The sequence below is a fragment of the Pantoea sp. SM3 genome (assembly GCF_000963995.1).
Lineage (GTDB): Bacteria > Pseudomonadota > Gammaproteobacteria > Enterobacterales > Enterobacteriaceae > Pantoea > Pantoea rwandensis_B.
In genome coordinates this window covers 110,670-127,762 of the sequence record NZ_JZRD01000016.1, presented here as the reverse complement: position 1 = coordinate 127,762, position 17,093 = coordinate 110,670, and the positions used below count along the sequence as shown (strand labels likewise).

Below are 17,093 nucleotides of genomic sequence, written 5' to 3'. Positions count from 1 at the left end.
GCTGAACATGGTTATCGGGATCGATTTAGGCACCTCTGGCGTCAAAGTGGTGTTGCTGGATGCGCAAGGTCAGGTCATCGCGGTGGAGACGTCGCCGTTGCAGGTGTCGCGCCCGCAGCCGTTGTGGAGTGAGCAGGATCCCGAGAGCTGGTGGAAGGCTACGGATAGGGCGATGCAGGCACTGGCACAGCAGCACGATCTCAGCCAGGTGAACGCGATTGGCCTGAGCGGCCAGATGCACGGCGCCACCTTGCTGGATGCCAAAAATCAGGTGTTGCGTCCCGCCATCCTGTGGAACGACGGGCGCAGCAGCGAGCAGTGTCATGAGCTGGAACGGCGCGTACCGGACTCTCGTCAAATCACCGGCAACCTGATGATGCCGGGCTTTACCGCACCCAAGCTGCTATGGGTGCAGCAACACGAACCGGAGGTGTTCGGGAAGGTGGCGAAAGTCCTGCTGCCCAAGGATTACCTGCGCTGGTGTATGAGCGGCGACTTCGCCAGCGACATGTCCGATGCAGCGGGCACGATGTGGCTCGACGTCGCAAAGCGCGACTGGAGCGATGTCATGCTCAGCGCCTGCGATCTCAACCGCAACCAGATGCCTGCACTTTATGAAGGCAACCAGATCACCGGAACCTTATCACCTGACGTTGCCGCACGCTGGAAGATGAACGCGGTGCCGATCGTGGCGGGCGGCGGGGATAACGCCGCGGGCGCAGTGGGTGTCGGTATGGTGGCGCCGGGCCAGGGCATGCTGTCGCTCGGCACTTCTGGCGTCTATTTCCTGGTCAGCGACGGTTACCTCAGCAACCCGCAGCGTGCGGTACACAGTTTTTGCCATGCGCTACCCAACCGCTGGCATTTGATGTCGGTGATGCTGAGTGCCGCATCCTGCCTTGACTGGGCCGCCGCGCTCACCGGCTGTAAAGACGTGCCTGAGCTGCTGGCGGAAGCGGAAAAAGCCAGCCGTGAAGCCGCACCGATCTGGTTCCTGCCTTATCTCTCCGGTGAACGCACTCCGCATAACAATCCGCAGGCGCAGGGCGCCTTCTTTGGTTTAACTCATCAGCATGGTCGCCCTGAGCTGGCACGCGCGGTGCTGGCCGGGGTAGGCTTTGCGCTGGCTGAAGGCATGGAAGCGGTGCACGAGTGCGGGGTGCAACCCCAAACGGTGATGCTGATTGGCGGCGGCGCGCGCAGTGCTTACTGGCGGCAAATGCTGGCGGATATCAGCGGATTAACCATGGATTATTGCCACGGCGGCGAAGTGGGCCCGGCGCTGGGTGCGGCACGTCTGGCGCAGCTGGCCATCGATCCACAGAGCGAGTGGCCCGCGCCAGAGTTGGTACAGCGGCATCAACCCAATGCGGCTCGTTATCAGGCTTATCAGCCGCAGCGCGAGAAGTTTGCGCAGCTGTACCAGCAGCTCCAACCGCTGATGTCCTGATTCGGTTGGATGATGGCCGGATTCGGTCGTGGCTTTGACTTTTATTCGGCTATGATGAGCCATTCAGGCTATGTTGTATGGCCTGAATTGTCCCTGGCACTCGCCCGTGATCAGCAGGAGAGGATAGCCAAAAAGGCTGAGACAGCAGCAAAGTGACCTCAGCCCGCGAACGGTTCTCCTCTGCCATGCCGAGGTGGAGAGCTAAACACATCACCAAACCTGGAGCCTTTGATGCCGCAGCCCGTCTATTTTCTGGTTCTTCCTGGCGTGATGGCGCTCGACCTCACTGGCCCGGCGGAAACCCTGCAACTGGCGGATGGCTTTTTTGCCTTGCACTACATCGGCCCGCAAGTCAGCGTGCGCTGCTCCACCGGCATGACGATCGCGGATATCGCGCCGTTGCCCGATAGCCTGCCCGATAACAGCCTGCTGGTGGTACCCGGCGTGAATGACTCCAAAGTCTGGTTCGATACGGCACCTGCTGCTGCCGCGCGCGACTGGCTACGCTCACAACAGTCCGTCATCCAGTCTAAACGCATCACATTAGTCTGCATCTGTTCCGGTGCACTGCTCTCGGCGCAGGCTGGATTATTGAATGGGGTTCAGTGCACCACTCACCACGATGTGTTACCGCGACTGAAAGCCGCCGCACCGGCTGCGTTAGTGAAAGATAATCGCGTGTTCGTGGAAGATCATGGCATCTGGACCAGCGCGGGCATCACGGCGGGCATTGATCTGGCATTGCATCTGATCAATCGACTGTGCGGTGCACCGCAGGCGCTAAAAGTGGCGCGGGAAATGGTGGTATGGTTCCGGCGTTCCGGTGACGATCCACAACTGTCGCCGTGGCTGCGCTATCGAAATCACCTGCATCCGGCGATTCACCGCGCACAGGACGTGATGATCGCCCATCCCGAACACGACTGGTCGCTCACCATGCTGGCCGAGCGTGCACACGTCAGTGAACGTCACTTAACGCGCCTGTTTCGCCAGCATCTTGGCATCAGCGTGCGTGAATACCATGAACAGCTGCGTTTGGTGATTGCGCGCCAGCGTCAGCAGCAGGGCGAAGCGGCGGAGAAAGCTGCGCTGGCGGCCGGATTCTCCTCGGCACGCCAGCTGCGTCGCGCGCATCAGCGCTGGGACGATCAGCTCACCAGATGATATTTATCCACGCGTTTTAGCAGCACGGCCAGCAGCAAGCTGCCGATCAGCGTGATGCCAAATACCCACGGCAGATCCAGCCACGGACGTGACATATCGTCGTAATGATTGGTGCGCAAATAGTGGATAAACAGCGCGTGAAAGCCATAAATCGGCAGTGAGTAGCGCGAAATCGTTGCCAGCATCGGCAGCGTGCGGCTGTTCAGCACATTCTTGAACAGCACCAGCAAGCTGATGGCGGCGATAAACACCAGCGGACCGCAGTAGAGATACCAGGTGTCGTTGAACGCGCCGTTGATTTTCAGCATCTGCTTCGTGCCGAGCGTAATGCCAATCCAGCAGGCGATAAAGCCCAATCCCGCCAGCCAGCTGATGCCGCGCTTATCCGTGTCCATGCAGCCAATCGCCCGTCCCAGTAGCGCATACAGCAGGTAATAGATGCTGTCGCCACTGACGTAGAGATTGACCGGCAGCCAGTGGAAAGGGCCCAGCGATTGGCTCACGGTGTTGGGATTCGCCAGCACCGCCAGCACGATCACCAAAAGCGCCACGTAGCGCGGTTGCACGCTCTTTACCTGAATCAATGGTGACAGCAGGTAGATGCCGATGATGGCGAAGAAAAACCACAGGTGATAGAACACCGGTTTTTGCAGTAGTTTCAGCAACGAGCGGCCTTCGCTGATCGGCGTCAGCCAGGTGATATAGGCCAGCGCCACCGCGCTGTAGAACAGTAAACACAGCACGATGCGCAGCAGATGCCGCCCTTGCGCGCTGCGTTCACCAAAAAACAGATAGCCTGAGATCATAAAAAACAGCGGCACACAGACGCGCGATGCGGAGTTGAGCAGGTTCGCCACATCCCAGCTGGACCCCGTGACGGCCACTGGCCCGGTGATGTACCAGGTGGTGGTGTGAATGACGATCACCATCAGGCAGGCAACCGCACGTAAATTGTCGATCCAGTGTATTTTTTGCGACATGGCTTCCTCGTCGGCAATACGTCCGTGCGAAGAAGGGTAGTCACAGCGCGGTGCGTCAACAACCTTTGGGACTGAAATTCGGATCACTCTGTTACGGGTGACGCTGTCTGGTCGCGGCGCGAGGAGAGCCCGGCAAAAGCCGAGATGCTCTGGCTTGCACGCCGGCATGCTCACTCAAATGAAAAAAGCGGCCACGTTTAACTGTGGCCGCTTTTGCGAATAAAACTGACGAGCGATAAATCGCGCTGCTACCGAGCGTGTGCTGAGTAATGGGTAAATCGCGCCGCTACCCGGTGTGTGCCATGCGGTGGCTTAATCGCGTACGAGAAACTTCTCGATCACCGCTTCGTTTGGCTCCACACCTAAACCTGGCTCGCCTGGCAGCCACGCGTAACCATCAGCGATGCGCACCGGATTTTTCGCCAGCGAACGGCTGATTTCACCCGGTTCCACGCAATACTCCATCACCAGCGCATTCTCAATCGCGCACAGTAAGTGCAGCGAGGCGGCGGTGTTGATGTCGGTGGTGAAGTTGTGGTTACACACTTTACGACCACGGCTATGCGCGTAGCTGGCGATCTCCATCGCCTGAGTAAAGCCGGTGCGCGTCAGGTCGATTTGTACGATGTCGATACCGCCTTCATCAATCAGGCGCTGGAAACCCACCACCGAACACTCTTGTTCACCGGCGGCGATATGCTGCTGACACGCGGCAGAGACCTGACCGTAACCGGCATAGTTATCCGGGTGCAGCGGCTCTTCGATCCAGAACAGGTTGAGATGTTCATAACGCTGGCTGCGGCGCACAGTGGTTTTCGCATCCCAGACGTGACCCACATCCAGCATCAGATCCACCTTGTCACCCATCGCGGTACGCAGCGCTTCCAGATAGCGCAGATCCAGCGCTTCATCGGTGCCAAACGGCTCCCAGCCAAACTTCACGCCAGTGTGGCCGGTATCGATGGCGTGCTGCGCGCGCGCCACCGTTTCTTCTACGCTGTACTGGAACATGTTGGAGGAGTAAACGCGCATCTTATCGCGCATCGCGCCGCCCAGCAGCTCAACAATCGGTTTGCCCAGTGCTTTGCCTTTGATGTCCCACAGGGCGATATCAATCCCTGCCATCGCCTGCAGCACTGCACCGCTGCGCCCGTAGTAAATGGTGGCTTTGTGCATCTTCTTCCACAGGCGGCCGGTCTCCAGCGGGTTCTCGCCGATCAGCAGCGATTTCAGCCCGGTGACCATGGTGTGCGAATAGGGCGCTTCGATAATGGCTTTGGTGACATACGGGCTGCCATCCACTTCACCCCAACCGGTGATGCCCGCATCGGTGGTGATTTTGATAAGCAGTGCATCCTGCGAGCTATCGGTGCGCTGCTCAATAACCGGCAGACGCAGATAAAACGCTTCAACGTTGGTGATCTTCATCGTGGTTTTCCTGGTGTAAAGGCAATCAATAAAGCATCAGCCCACAGCGGAACGCTGCTGTCGGCGCTGCGTAATCAAGGTCTCGTAGTCCACATCCAGTGCCTGAATGCGGATGTGGTTTTCAATCTCATCGGTCATCTGCGCGATATCGCCCTCGGCGAACACGTTGATCAGCCGCTGGTGCTCTTCAATGATGTCGCTCATCGATTTACCCATGGTGGAGAGGCCGAAAATCACCGTCAGCTGGCGTGCGATCGACTCCCACAAATTGCTCAATACCGGGTTGTGGGCGAAGCTGCACAGCGTGCGGTGGAAATCGGTGTCCGCCGAGGCAAAGCCATACACATCGTCGTTTTGCATCATGGTCTGCATCTGCGCCACGCCCTGATACAGCAGAGTGAGTTGCTCAGCGCCGTTGCGTCCGGCTTCAATCGCACGGCGACAGGCCAGCGTCTCCAGCGGGATGCGCACATCAATAATCTGCTCCAGCCGCTGATGGGAGATCTCCATCAAACGGATGCCTTTATACGGTTCGCTGGTGACGATGCCCTGGCTTTCCAGAATGCGCAGCGCTTCACGAATCGGCACGCGGCTCATGCCGAGTTTTGCGACCAGATCCGGTTCAGCGATGCGGTCGCCGGGCAAAATCAGCCCGCGTGAGGCGGCGCTGAGAATAGCGTCTACCGCATGATCGACCAGCGTGCGCGGACGCGCGGCTTGCCAGTTGCCGTCTGTGGCGGCTTCCTGCGCCAGCGGTGCGCTGCTTTTACGGCTTGGGGTGGATGATTTTCCTGCCATGGTGATTGTCCTGTTTAAACCTGTCGGGTCACGAATTGACCAAAGCCGGGTTCAACCTGCATCTGGTCATCCTGGAATACCGTGACACCACGAATAAGTGTGCGCACCACTTTACCCTGACAGCGCATCCCTTCAAATGCGCTCCACTTGCCAAGTCCCTGGAATTTTTCCCCCTCCACGGTCCAGCTTTGCTGCGCATCGATAAACACCAAATCGGCATCGAAGCCGGGTGCAATCGCGCCTTTTTTGCCCCACAGCTGGAAGGCTTTCGCGGGGCCGCTGGCGGTCATGCGGGCAAATTCCGTAAGGGCCAGACCGCGATCGATATGCGCCGCGCTGAAGAACATCGGACTTAATGTTTCAACGCCGGTTAGTCCCATACCGGCGTCCCAAATGCTGGCTTCACCGGCTTGTTTCTGTGCCGGGGTATAGGGGCAGTGGTCCGAGGCGATCATGTCGACGTCACCGCGCAGCAGCACCTGCCAAAGCGCATCCACCACCGGACGTGGACGGATCGGTGGGCCACAGCGCGCATTCGGTCCGATGCGTACCAGATCGTCTTCATCCAGAATCAGATAGTGCGGACAGGTTTCGAAGCTGGCGCGCACCTTACTTTTGGCGGCGACGATGGTTTCGGCGGCGCGTGCGGAACTGACGTGCACGATGTGGCAGCGTGCGCCGGTCTCTTGCGCTACCGCTAATACGCGACCCACGGCTTCGATTTCGGCGATTTCTGGCCCGGCCAGCGCATGCGCGCGGGTATCTTTGCGTCCAGCGCGGCGCAGTTCGCTACCGGCACCGATCAGGATGTCGTGGTTCTCAGCGTGCACGCCAATCAAACCGTCAAAGGTGGCCAGTTCACGCATCGCACGCAGCAAACCATCATCGTCGAGGCGCGGTAAGCCTTTCTCGTCAGTGGCTTCGCCGTTGGGGGCGCCGCTGCACAGGAACGCTTTGAACGCCAGAGCACCGGCCTGATCCAGCGCCGCTAGTTCGTGCACGTTGCGGCCATCCAGTCCGGCCCACATGGCGTAATCCACCGAGCAGTTGTCCGCCAGCCAGCGCTGCTTAGCGGTGAAGTTGGCGAGGCTGGTGGCAGGCGGCAGCGAGTGCGGCATTTCAACGATGGTAGTGACGCCGTGTGCGGCCGCACCGCGCGTGCCTTCACGCAGTTCCTGCTCCGGAAAATCATGCGAACCGGTGAAATGGGTGTGCACATCAATCGCGCCAGGCACGATGATTAAACCTTGCGCATCAATGATTTCATCGACGCCGTCAGCGAGGGCACCCGGCATCAGCAGACCGCTGATTTTGCCATTTTCAATCAGCACATCGGCGGGTGCAGCGCGGGTTTCTGTTACCACCAGGCCGTTGATAATTAATTGTTTCATCACTCTGCTCCTGCTTGCGTCACCAGCTCGCGATAGGGAACGGGCTGAGAGGGATCCAGCCAGCCGATAGCGCTCAGCAACTGGCTGAAGTGGTCAAATTCATCTGCTGGAATCAGGCCGTGGGGCGCGAAAACGTGGGCTTGCTGATAAGCGGCTAAACCGGTGACCAGCGCATCAAGCGGATAATCGGGATAACTGTGCTGCACCTGCGCGGCCAGCGCTGCGGCATCATGCGTGGCGATCCACGCCAGTGCCTGTTCGATGGCGCGCGAGAAGGCAGCAAACGCAGCGGCTTTCTCAGTGAGGACATCGGCCCGCGCAATGTAGGCGCTCCACGGCACCTTGCCGCACAGTAAAGCGAGGCTACTGATGCTGCTCAGCTGTCCGGCGGCAATCGCCGGTGCCAGCATATGCATGGCGTGCAGCGCATAGTCCGCTTCACCCCTTGCGACGGCCGCGAAATCCCGTGCCTGATCGCCACTACCAGCAATCAACTCCACCTGATCCTGCAAACCGTGCTTTGTCAGCAGCCAGCGGAAGGTCAGCGTGGCGGTGCCGACATTACCGACATCCAGCACGCGTTTGCCGCGCAAATCACTGAGCTGAAAATCGGGTTGAGCCTGCGCTGCCGCCAGAAACCACGGGTTGGCGGCGACCGAGGCGCAAAAGCACTGCAACTCAGCGCCGTGCTGTTGGTAATGCTTCATCACGACCATTGGTCCGCCCAGCGTGAGGTCCGCTTCGCGACTCAACACCGCCGGCACTTGCCCGCCTTGCACGGTATGGCCGCCCGATGCGCTGGTGGTGAAGCTCACCTGCAACTGCTCAGCGGCAAACAAGCCGAGGCTGTCGGCCAGGTAGTGGGCGCAGTAATAGATGCGTGATTCGCTGGCATCGCCCTGATTGAAGATTAACGTGTGCATCAGCTGCGCACCTCCGTGACAAAACTGCCATTGAGCGCAGCCATGTCGCTGACACCGCACCAGTGGCTGATGGCGGTGATTTCATTAATCCAGCCGGAGAGCAGATCGAACACTGCGCTTTCGCCACCGGCCACCAGGGCGCTGATGATCGGTCGCACGCTGAGTGACAGTGAAGCCCCCAGGCAGCGCGCCACCACCGCGTCACTGCCGCAGCGCACGCCGCCATCCAGCAGCAGCGGCAGACGAGTGACCGCCTGTAAATCGGCGAGCTGATCGACCGGTGTGGCCCAGCGCGCGCTTTGGCGCAGGCCAATATTCGAGGCGATGATGCCGCTCACACCGTGCTGCGCCGCCGGTGCCGCATCGTCATGATGCAAAATGCCTTTTAGCCACAGCGGCAGTTGACGCGCAGCGCAGTGTGCGGCCACCTCGTCAATTTCCTGCCAGCGCCACACCGGAAAGGCCGGCAAGGGTTCAACGCCCGGTTGCGTGCCGCCGACGGTGTGCCAGCCGCGCTGTTTGAGCGCTTCACCAATTGAGAAGCCGCCTGGCTGTAATCCCGGCACCGGATGCACCGGTGCCAGCACGGTGAGAACGATATTTTTGAATCCGGCTTGTGCAGCCTGATCGATCAAATCTTTGATACGCCCAACATCACCCGCCGCGCGTAGCTGAAGCCAGCAGCGGTCGTACTCCGCGCCAATCTGCTCCAGCGGCGTGACCGTCTCTTCGGAGATCACCAGCGGCAGTTGCAGACGTTTGCAGGCGCGGGCTATCGGCAGCAATCCCTCTTCATGGAAGATGCGATCACCCGCAAAGGCACCGACGCCGAGCGGAGCAGACCAGTTTTCATTGAGGAGGGTGGTTTGGGTGCTGATCGCCTCATTGCCCTGCAGTACACGCGGCAGCAAGCGAAAACGGCGCAGCGCCTGCTGGTTAGCATCCGGCTCGTCAGCGAGCGCGTCGGCTGGCTGACCCTGCATATAGCGGAACAGCGCATCGCCCAGACGTTCACGAGCGGCAAGATCATGCATTGGCATGCTGAGCCTCCGCGGCATTTTCATGTTCAAGGAAAGTGGCAAAAGCCGGCGTTTTTGGATTCTGCAAAATGGCCGGTGGCCCTTCTTCAATCAGCGCCCCGTTCTGCAGGAACACCACGCGATCGGCCACGCCCGCCGCGAAAGCAATGTCATGGGTGCTGATAATCATGGTGATGCCGGTTTGCGCCAGGTTGCGCATAGTCTGGTTCACTTCACGCACCAGCTCAGGATCGAGCGCCGAGGTCGGCTCATCGAACAGCAGGATTTGTGGTTCTGCTGCCAGCGCGCGGGCGATGCCGACACGCTGTTTCTGCCCGCCGGACAGCTCATGCGGCAGTGAGGCGGCGAAATCCTGCAATCCGACCATCTTCAGGGCACGCATTGCTTTAGCGCGGGCGATTTCGGGTTGGGCACCCTGCACTCGCAGCAGAATACTCATCACGTTTTCCAGCGCGGTGAGGTGATCGAACAGCGCGAAGTGCTGGAACACGATACCGATGCCGGATTTGGCGCGGTTAGCGGGCAGATGACGCGCAGCCAGAGGACGGCCGTTTTCATCGCTGCCCATAAAGTGGCCTTCGGTCTGGATGGTGCCGCTACTGCGTGGCGTCAGCGCCAGAATCGATTTCAGCAGGGTACTTTTACCGGAGCCGGAACGACCGAGCAGCACCACGACTTCGCCACGACGCACGGTCAGCGACAGGGATTTCAGCACCGCTTTACCGGCGTATTCGACGCACAGGTTGTCTACTTCCAGCACCGGCGCGGCGGTTTGCGTATCCCAGCGACGTTTCGGCAACTGCATCGACATCACGTCCGCTTCTGGCGGCAGTTTTGCCAGGCGCGCACGGGCACGGCGGGCACGTTCGTCGAGGTTATAGAATTTCTCCAGCCACCACTGACCGCCCGCCAGCAGCGTAGAGAGAATCAGGTAAATACCGCCCGAGGCCACCAGTACCGGAATGAACAGGAAGTTCTGCGACACGATGGCCTGGCCGCGCATCGTCAGCTCATTCACGCCCACGACGGAAGCCAGCGAGGTCGATTTCAGCAGGCCGACGGTTTCATTGCCCATGGTCGGCAGAATGGCGCGCAGCGCTTGCGGAATCACCACGTGGATCATCTCTTTGGTGCGCGAATAGCCAAAGGCCTGCGCTGCCATGCTCTGATCGCGATCGGTGGCCATAATGCCGCCGCGAATAATCTCGGCGCAGAAGGCGGTTTCATTAATCATCAACGCCAGCAGGGCACTGGTGAACGGGCTGAAACGCAGGCCGAACTCTGGCAGTACGTTATAGAGCAGAATCAGTTGCAGCAGCACCGGCGTGCCGCGCAGCAGATAGATGTACGTTTTCACCGGCACGCGGATAAACCAGTGCTTTGAGGTGCTGGCCAACGCCAGGAAAAAGCCGATCAAGATGCCGCCCGCTAATGCGCCGACCAGCAGCTGAACAGCGATGACGGCCCCTTCCCACAGGTAAGGGAAGGTCAGGTACTTAAGAAAATCATCCAAGGCGTTATCTCCCTCAATGCGATCGCTTGGGTTGCCCCTGATGCAGCAACCCAATTGATCCGACTGAGTTTATGCATTAACCACGTGCAACAACCGGGCGTTCAGCAGCGCTGCCCTGACCCCAGTAATCCAGCAATTTCTTCTGCGCACCGCTCTCCTGAATCACCTTCATCGCATCCATCACTGCACTGCGCAGCGTGGTGTTGTCTTTGGCGATAGGGAAGCCAACCATGATCGGCAGGTCAACGGTAAAGCCGCTTTCCAGCGTTTTGTCGGCTTTGGCGATGGCGATGGCGGAACCGGCTTCAGTCAGATAGATGTCGGCGCGACCGCTTTTGACTGCCTGAATGCTGTTGTCGGTGTTTTGCACCATCAACATGCTGACTTCTGGCTTACCGGCGGCGGTGCATTTGGCGCTCTGCTCAGGCACCAACTTATTGGCTTCGTAAGAACCGGCAGCGGCGGCCACGGTTTTGCCGCACAGGTCATCCACAGTGATAATTTTTTTCGGGTTGCCCTTCGCCAGAATCGAACCATCCTGCACCTGCATGGAGGCGACGAAAGCGATCTGCTTCAGACGTTCATCGGTGACATACAGCATCGGACCGATATCGGCACGACCGCTGGAGATGGAGGTCAGCAGCACGTTGAACGAACCGGTCTGATAACTGTGTTTCGCCCCAAGGCAGCTGCTGATACGTTCGAACAGCGAAGGATCGAGACCTTCAATAATGCTTGGGTCTTTTTCGGAAGGGGCTTCGAAGCCTTTGGTGTAGCCACCCAGGCCTACCACCAGATCTTTGCCTTTGAGTGAAGGGTATTTGGTCTGCAGCGCCTTGCACTGCGCCATCGCCGCAAAATCGCTGGCGGTTGGCGTAATCGGGTCGGTGCTGGCGGCATGGGCGCTGGAGAGGCCTGCTAACAGCGTGCCGGTGATGCCAGAGATCAGTAATGCGATGCGTGCAAATTTCATAATAAGGTTCCCCTGGTGCTGGTGAATGTGTAAGCGATGACCTTGTGTTTTATGAACGTCTTACGGCTTTTATAGGTACTGCGACTTCAATAACCTCTTGCAACATCAACCTGGTTGCGCAGCGGATGGCCACTGCGAAAACGCACCAGGTTATCGATAAACACCTCAAGGCAGCCCTCAAGGTAGGCACTGTGATCGTCCAGGCTGCAGTGCGGTGTCATCACCACGCCCGGCGTGCTCCACAGCGCATCGTCCACTGGCAGCGGCTCTTGCGGATAAACATCCAGAACCGCACCGGCCAGTTCACCGGCGCACAGTTTTTCGCGCATCGCGGTGTAGTCGAACACGGCGGCACGACCGACAATCACGATGCCGGCACGGGCAGGCAGCAGATCGAGACGGCGACGGTCAAACAACCTGTCTGTCTGGGGCGTGAGCGGCAGCGTTGAGACCAGGACATCCACCTGCGGCAGAACATCGTCCATCGCATCAATGCGAATACAACGCGCTACGTCGGCATCGCACTGGCCGCTGCGCGTCACGCCAATCACGCGGTAGCCTTGCGCGGTCAGCAGTTTCGCTGCCGCTGTACCGATACCGCCGACGCCGAGCAGCAAGACCGTTTTGCCACGCGCGCAGCCACCGAAGGTGGGACGCCACAGGCGTTGGGCCTGATCCTGCAGAAAACCGGGAATGCCAAAGTTGAACATCAGCGCGGCCATCAGAATGAACTCGGCACCTTTATCGCCGTGCACGCCGGACGCATTGGTCAGCGTCACGCCCTGCGGCAGATGTGCCAGCCACTGCTCGACGCCGGCTGACATCACCTGCACCCAGCCGAGGCGCGGTGCGCTGAAGGTATCGAGCGCCAGCTTGCGTCCGCTCCACAGAATGTCGCTGGTGGCGAGGAAGTCTGCGGTATGCGCGGCATGGCTGTTTTCGCTCAGGGTAAAGTGACCGCGCAGTTGCGGATGGGCATCCAACTGCTGTTGCAGATGCAGCATGCTCAGATGCAAGGCCTGCGGTGCGCTGGCGTCGTTTTCGATATGAATATGCATTAGCGCATCGCCGTGACTTCCATCTCGACCAGCAGGTCAGGATGGTTAAGTTGAATGCCGACGGTGGCGCGTGCCGGGAACGGGAACTGGAAAAACTCGCTGTAAGCCGCGTTCATCTCACTGAAGGTGCTGAGGTCGGTGAGATATATCGTCACGCGCACCACGTTATCGAAGGTCATTTGTGCTTCGCTCAGCAGGTCGCCGACGTTTTTCAATACCTGACGCGTCTGGCTGGCGATGTCATTGCCCTTGATCTCACCGCTGTAGGGGTCAATCGCCACCTGGCCGGAGATAAACAGCATCGGTTCGTGCAGTACGGCGGCGGAAAGCGGAGCCGGGCCCATGGGGCGGTCACTGGCGTTCATTCCTGGATAAGCAATCGCGGTCTTCATGGTGAAATTCCAAGCAAAACTGTTTCACCGCAATTTCGTATACGATTATACAAGTGTCAATGTGCGATTTTTGACCATCGGGTCGAAAAGGTGATGGGTGTCACGTAATAGGATTTGATTATAGTGTGGTTATTTTTATGAAATTTAAGGGTTAAATTAAGCGATGACGCGTTCGTGGCGGTGTTGGATTGAATCGTATACGATTTTCTTATCTCAAGGTTTTAGCCGGTTAAACCGTGGCAAAACCACTCCCCGGCACGCCAGGATTTCCGGCTGCACAATCCGCGGTCAAAGGGTATACTGTCGCACTCTTTTTTAATCGACCCTTATCGCGTACTCAACATGCAAAAGTTTGATACCAAGACCTTTCAGGGCCTGATCCTGACCTTGCAGGATTACTGGGCGCGTCAGGGCTGCACCATCGTCCAGCCGCTGGACATGGAAGTGGGCGCTGGCACTTCACACCCAATGACCTGCCTGCGCGCCATTGGCCCAGAGCCAATGGCTACCGCCTATGTGCAGCCTTCACGCCGTCCTACCGATGGTCGCTACGGTGAAAACCCGAACCGTTTACAGCACTACTATCAGTTCCAGGTGATGATCAAACCTAACCCGGACAATCTGCAGGAGCTGTATCTGGGTTCACTGCAAGAGCTGGGCCTGGATCCGACCGTGCACGATATTCGCTTCGTGGAAGATAACTGGGAAAACCCTACTCTGGGTGCCTGGGGACTGGGTTGGGAAGTGTGGCTCAACGGTATGGAAGTGACGCAGTTCACTTACTTCCAGCAGGTGGGCGGCATGGAGTGTAAGCCAGTGACGGGTGAGATCACTTACGGACTTGAGCGTCTGGCGATGTACATCCAGGGCGTCGACAGTGTTTACGATCTGGTGTGGAGCGACGGCCCATTTGGCCAAACCACCTACGGTGAAGTGTTCCATCAGAACGAAGTCGAACAGTCGACCTATAACTTTGAATACGCGGATGTGGACTTCCTGTTCTCCTGCTTCGAGCAGTACGAGAAAGAAGCGCAGCAGCTGCTGGCGCTGGAAAAACCCCTGCCGTTGCCAGCTTATGAGCGCATCCTGAAAGCGGCACACAGCTTTAACCTGCTGGATGCACGCAAGGCGATTTCTGTAACCGAGCGCCAGCGCTATATCCTGCGTATCCGCACCCTGACGAAAGCCGTGGCGGAAGCCTATTACGCGTCTCGTGAGGCGCTCGGTTTCCCAATGTGCAATAAAAACAAGTAAGAGGCAGCCATGACCGATAAAACTTTCCTGGTGGAAATTGGCACCGAAGAGTTGCCTCCGAAAGCCCTGCGTAGCCTGGCAGAAGCCTTTGCTGCGCACTTTACCGCAGAACTGGACAGCGCCGGTTTAGCACATGGCGAGGTGAGCTGGTTTGCCTCTCCACGCCGTCTGGCGCTGAAAGTGGCCCAATTGGCCACAGCGCAGGCCGATCGTGAAGTGGAAAAACGTGGCCCCGCGATTGCTGCCGCGTTTGATGCCGATGGCAATGCCACCAAAGCCGCCGAAGGTTGGGCGCGCGGTAACGGCATCACCGTGGATCAGGCTGAGCGTCTGAGCACTGATAAAGGTGAATGGCTGGTGCATCGTGCATCGGTGAAAGGCGAAAGTGCTCAGGCACTGCTGCCCGCGATGGTGGCAACCGCGCTAAGCAAGCTGCCGATTCCAAAACTGATGCGCTGGGGTGCAAGCGACGTGCAGTTCGTACGTCCGGTACATACTGTGACGCTGCTGTTGGGTGATGAGTTGGTCCCTGCGACGATTCTCGGTATTCAGTCCGATCGCGTGATTCGCGGCCACCGCTTTATGGGCGAGCCAGAGTTCACCCTCGACAACGCCGATCAGTATCCGCAATTGCTGCTGGAGCGCGGCAAAGTGGTGGCTGATTTTGCAACCCGTAAAGCCAAAATCAAAGCGGATGCGGAAGCGGCGGCGCAGCAGTTGGGCGGTATCGCTGATCTGAGCGACAGCCTGCTGGAAGAAGTGGCCTCGCTGGTGGAATGGCCAGTGGTGCTGACGGCTAAATTCGAAGAGAAGTTCCTCGCGGTGCCTTCTGAAGCGCTGGTTTACACCATGAAGGGTGACCAGAAGTACTTCCCGGTGTACTCCGCTGACGGTAAATTGCTGCCAAACTTTATCTTCGTCACCAACATCGAATCGAAAGATCCGCAGCAAATCATCTCCGGTAACGAGAAGGTGGTGCGCCCGCGTCTGGCCGATGCCGAGTTCTTCTTCAACACTGACCGTAAAAAGCGTCTTGAAGATAACCTGCCGCGTCTGGAGACCGTACTGTTCCAGAAAGAGCTGGGTACGCTGCGGGATAAAACGGACCGCATTCAGGCGCTGGCCGGCTGGATTGCTGCACAGATTGGTGCCGATGTGAACCACGCCACCCGCGCGGGCCTGCTGTCGAAGTGTGACCTGATGACCAACATGGTCTTCGAGTTCACCGATACGCAGGGCGTGATGGGCATGCACTATGCGCGTCATGACGGCGAAGCCGAAGATGTGGCGGTGGCGCTGAACGAGCAGTATCAGCCGCGCTTTGCCGGTGATGCGCTGCCATCGAACCTCGTGGCTTGTGCTGTCGCGATTGCCGACAAGATGGATACCCTTGCGGGCATCTTCGGCATTGGTCAGCATCCGAAAGGCGATAAAGACCCGTTCGCACTGCGCCGTGCTGCGCTGGGTGTGCTGCGTATTATCGTTGAGAAGAACCTGCCCCTCGATCTGCAAACCCTGACCGAGGAAGCGGTGCGTCTCTACGGCAGCAAGCTGAGCAACGGCAAAGTGGTGGATGAAGTGATCGACTTCATGCTGGGTCGTTTCCGTACCTGGTATCAGGAAGAAGGCCACAGCGTTGACACCATCCAGGCCGTGTTGGCGCGTCGTCCAACCCGCCCGGCGGACTTCGATGCGCGCATGAAAGCGGTTTCCCACTTCCGTACTCTGGAAGCGGCATCGTCGCTGGCTGCGGCTAACAAGCGTGTATCTAACATCCTGGCAAAAGCGACTGAAACCCTGAACGACAGCGTGCAGGCATCGTTGCTGAAAGAGAACGCCGAGATCCAGCTGGCGACCTTCGTGACGGCGCTGGGTGACAAACTGCAGCCGTACTTCGCGGAAGGCCGTTATCAGGATGCGCTGGTGGAACTGGCGCAGCTGCGCGAAGCGGTCGATAACTTCTTCGACAACGTGATGGTTAACGCCGATGAAGCGGAAGTGCGTATTAACCGCCTGACGCTGCTGGCGCAACTGCGCGCACTGTTCCTGCAGGTAGCGGATATTTCACTGCTGCAGTAAGTGATGTACTGAAGTGAACCGAAGGGACGAGAAATCGTCCCTTTTTGTTTTTAAAATGAGGTGTCCCAGGTGATATGGGATGGATAATCTTGAGAATGATGCAGAATACGAGCAATGACGATCTGCTCAGGCTCAATACGGTAAATGACGATATGTTCACTATGAATGATGGAGTAAAAATCGCGGCCATAATCTGAGCGGCGTCGTCCCAGATTATTTACCTGAAGGCTGGAAAATAATTTGTTTATTTTCAAGGCATAGCGATCAGCCTGAGTTTCTCCAAAATTCCAGCATCCATAAAGCCATATGGTCAGTAAATCTTCACTCGCTCTCGGTGTTATCACTATTTCTTTTTTCATAAATGCCTGCCCTGGCTTTCGCTCTCCGAAGAAAATCGTCTACGTCCCAGGGAATGGGTTCTCCACTGTCCATCCCCTCCTGAATCAACCTTCTTAAATTCTCCAGCTTCGACGCCGCCTGCTTCTCCCGCAGTAAACGCAGCGAGTCGCGCACCACTTCGCTTTGGGTTCGGTAGTCACCGGACGCCACCAGAGATTCAACAAACTCGCGCAGTTCATCACCTAAATCGATTGTCATGGTACGTGCCATCATCGTGTCCCAATGTAAGAAATATTCTTACATCCTGGCAC

General features: G+C 58.1%; 16 protein-coding genes. 4 read left to right on the top strand and 12 right to left on the bottom strand.

Features of this window, described 5'->3' with window-relative positions; genetic code table 11:
• Positions 1–7: 7 nt before the first annotated feature.
• Positions 8–1,450, top strand: a complete 1,443-nt coding sequence (xylB, locus tag VI01_RS10335) for a xylulokinase (protein WP_045815056.1) — start codon at positions 8–10, stop codon at positions 1,448–1,450.
• Between the two features lie 231 nt (positions 1,451–1,681).
• Positions 1,682–2,614, top strand: coding sequence for a GlxA family transcriptional regulator (locus tag VI01_RS10330; RefSeq protein ID WP_045815055.1), 933 nt, complete (start codon positions 1,682–1,684; stop codon positions 2,612–2,614).
• Here the strand turns inward: VI01_RS10330 and VI01_RS10325 are convergent.
• From VI01_RS10325 to VI01_RS10280, 10 genes are all read right to left on the bottom strand, one after another.
• Positions 2,599–3,594, bottom strand: coding sequence for an acyltransferase (locus VI01_RS10325; RefSeq protein ID WP_045815054.1), 996 nt, complete (start codon positions 3,592–3,594; stop codon positions 2,599–2,601). The two genes, VI01_RS10330 and VI01_RS10325, sit on opposite strands and share 16 nt — an antisense overlap.
• Positions 3,595–3,906: 312 nt before the next feature.
• Complete coding sequence (locus tag VI01_RS10320; RefSeq protein WP_045815053.1) at positions 3,907–5,022, bottom strand: mandelate racemase/muconate lactonizing enzyme family protein; 1,116 nt, start codon at positions 5,020–5,022, stop codon at positions 3,907–3,909.
• Between the two features lie 36 nt (positions 5,023–5,058).
• A complete protein-coding gene (locus tag VI01_RS10315) occupies positions 5,059–5,820 on the bottom strand; it encodes a GntR family transcriptional regulator (protein WP_045815052.1) in 762 nt (253 codons plus the stop codon).
• Between the two features lie 14 nt (positions 5,821–5,834).
• Positions 5,835–7,211: a dihydroorotase family protein gene (locus VI01_RS10310; protein WP_045815051.1), complete on the bottom strand. Its 1,377-nt coding sequence runs from the start codon at positions 7,209–7,211 to the stop codon at positions 5,835–5,837.
• Positions 7,211–8,134 carry an ABC transporter substrate-binding protein gene (locus VI01_RS10305; RefSeq protein ID WP_045815050.1) on the bottom strand — a complete coding sequence of 308 codons (924 nt, stop codon included), beginning with the start codon at positions 8,132–8,134 and terminating at the stop codon, positions 7,211–7,213. The genes VI01_RS10310 and VI01_RS10305 overlap by 1 nt, the downstream gene beginning before the upstream one ends.
• Positions 8,134–9,174, bottom strand: coding sequence for an alpha-hydroxy acid oxidase (locus VI01_RS10300; protein WP_045815049.1), 1,041 nt, complete (start codon positions 9,172–9,174; stop codon positions 8,134–8,136). The genes VI01_RS10305 and VI01_RS10300 overlap by 1 nt, the downstream gene beginning before the upstream one ends.
• The gene (locus VI01_RS10295) at positions 9,161–10,687 is read right to left on the bottom strand and encodes an amino acid ABC transporter permease/ATP-binding protein (RefSeq protein ID WP_045815048.1); all 1,527 of its coding nucleotides are present in this window, start codon (positions 10,685–10,687) and stop codon (positions 9,161–9,163) included. The genes VI01_RS10300 and VI01_RS10295 overlap by 14 nt, the downstream gene beginning before the upstream one ends.
• 76 nt (positions 10,688–10,763) lie before the next feature.
• On the bottom strand, positions 10,764–11,660 hold the full coding sequence (locus VI01_RS10290) for a transporter substrate-binding domain-containing protein (RefSeq protein WP_038643898.1): 897 nt from the start codon (positions 11,658–11,660) through the stop codon (positions 10,764–10,766).
• Between the two features lie 86 nt (positions 11,661–11,746).
• Complete coding sequence (locus VI01_RS10285; RefSeq protein WP_045815047.1) at positions 11,747–12,718, bottom strand: D-2-hydroxyacid dehydrogenase; 972 nt, start codon at positions 12,716–12,718, stop codon at positions 11,747–11,749.
• Positions 12,718–13,110: a RidA family protein gene (locus tag VI01_RS10280; protein ID WP_038643895.1), complete on the bottom strand. Its 393-nt coding sequence runs from the start codon at positions 13,108–13,110 to the stop codon at positions 12,718–12,720. The genes VI01_RS10285 and VI01_RS10280 overlap by 1 nt, the downstream gene beginning before the upstream one ends.
• Positions 13,111–13,452: 342 nt before the next feature.
• Between VI01_RS10280 and glyQ the strand changes: the two genes are divergently transcribed.
• Together glyQ and glyS are read left to right on the top strand one after the other, a co-directional pair.
• Positions 13,453–14,364: a glycine--tRNA ligase subunit alpha gene (gene glyQ, locus VI01_RS10275; RefSeq protein WP_034827699.1), complete on the top strand. Its 912-nt coding sequence runs from the start codon at positions 13,453–13,455 to the stop codon at positions 14,362–14,364.
• Positions 14,365–14,373: 9 nt separating this feature from the next.
• Positions 14,374–16,443: a glycine--tRNA ligase subunit beta gene (gene glyS / locus VI01_RS10270; RefSeq protein WP_045815046.1), complete on the top strand. Its 2,070-nt coding sequence runs from the start codon at positions 14,374–14,376 to the stop codon at positions 16,441–16,443.
• Between the two features lie 50 nt (positions 16,444–16,493).
• Here the strand turns inward: glyS and VI01_RS24895 are convergent, their stop codons facing one another.
• Together VI01_RS24895 and VI01_RS10265 are read right to left on the bottom strand one after the other, a co-directional pair.
• Positions 16,494–16,802, bottom strand: a complete 309-nt coding sequence (locus tag VI01_RS24895; protein WP_075564097.1) for a type II toxin-antitoxin system RelE/ParE family toxin — start codon at positions 16,800–16,802, stop codon at positions 16,494–16,496.
• Entirely contained in the window at positions 16,765–17,052 is a 288-nt protein-coding gene (locus tag VI01_RS10265; protein WP_045815104.1) for a type II toxin-antitoxin system ParD family antitoxin, read from the bottom strand. Before VI01_RS10265 ends, VI01_RS24895 begins: the two co-directional genes overlap by 38 nt.
• Positions 17,053–17,093 lie beyond the last annotated feature (41 nt).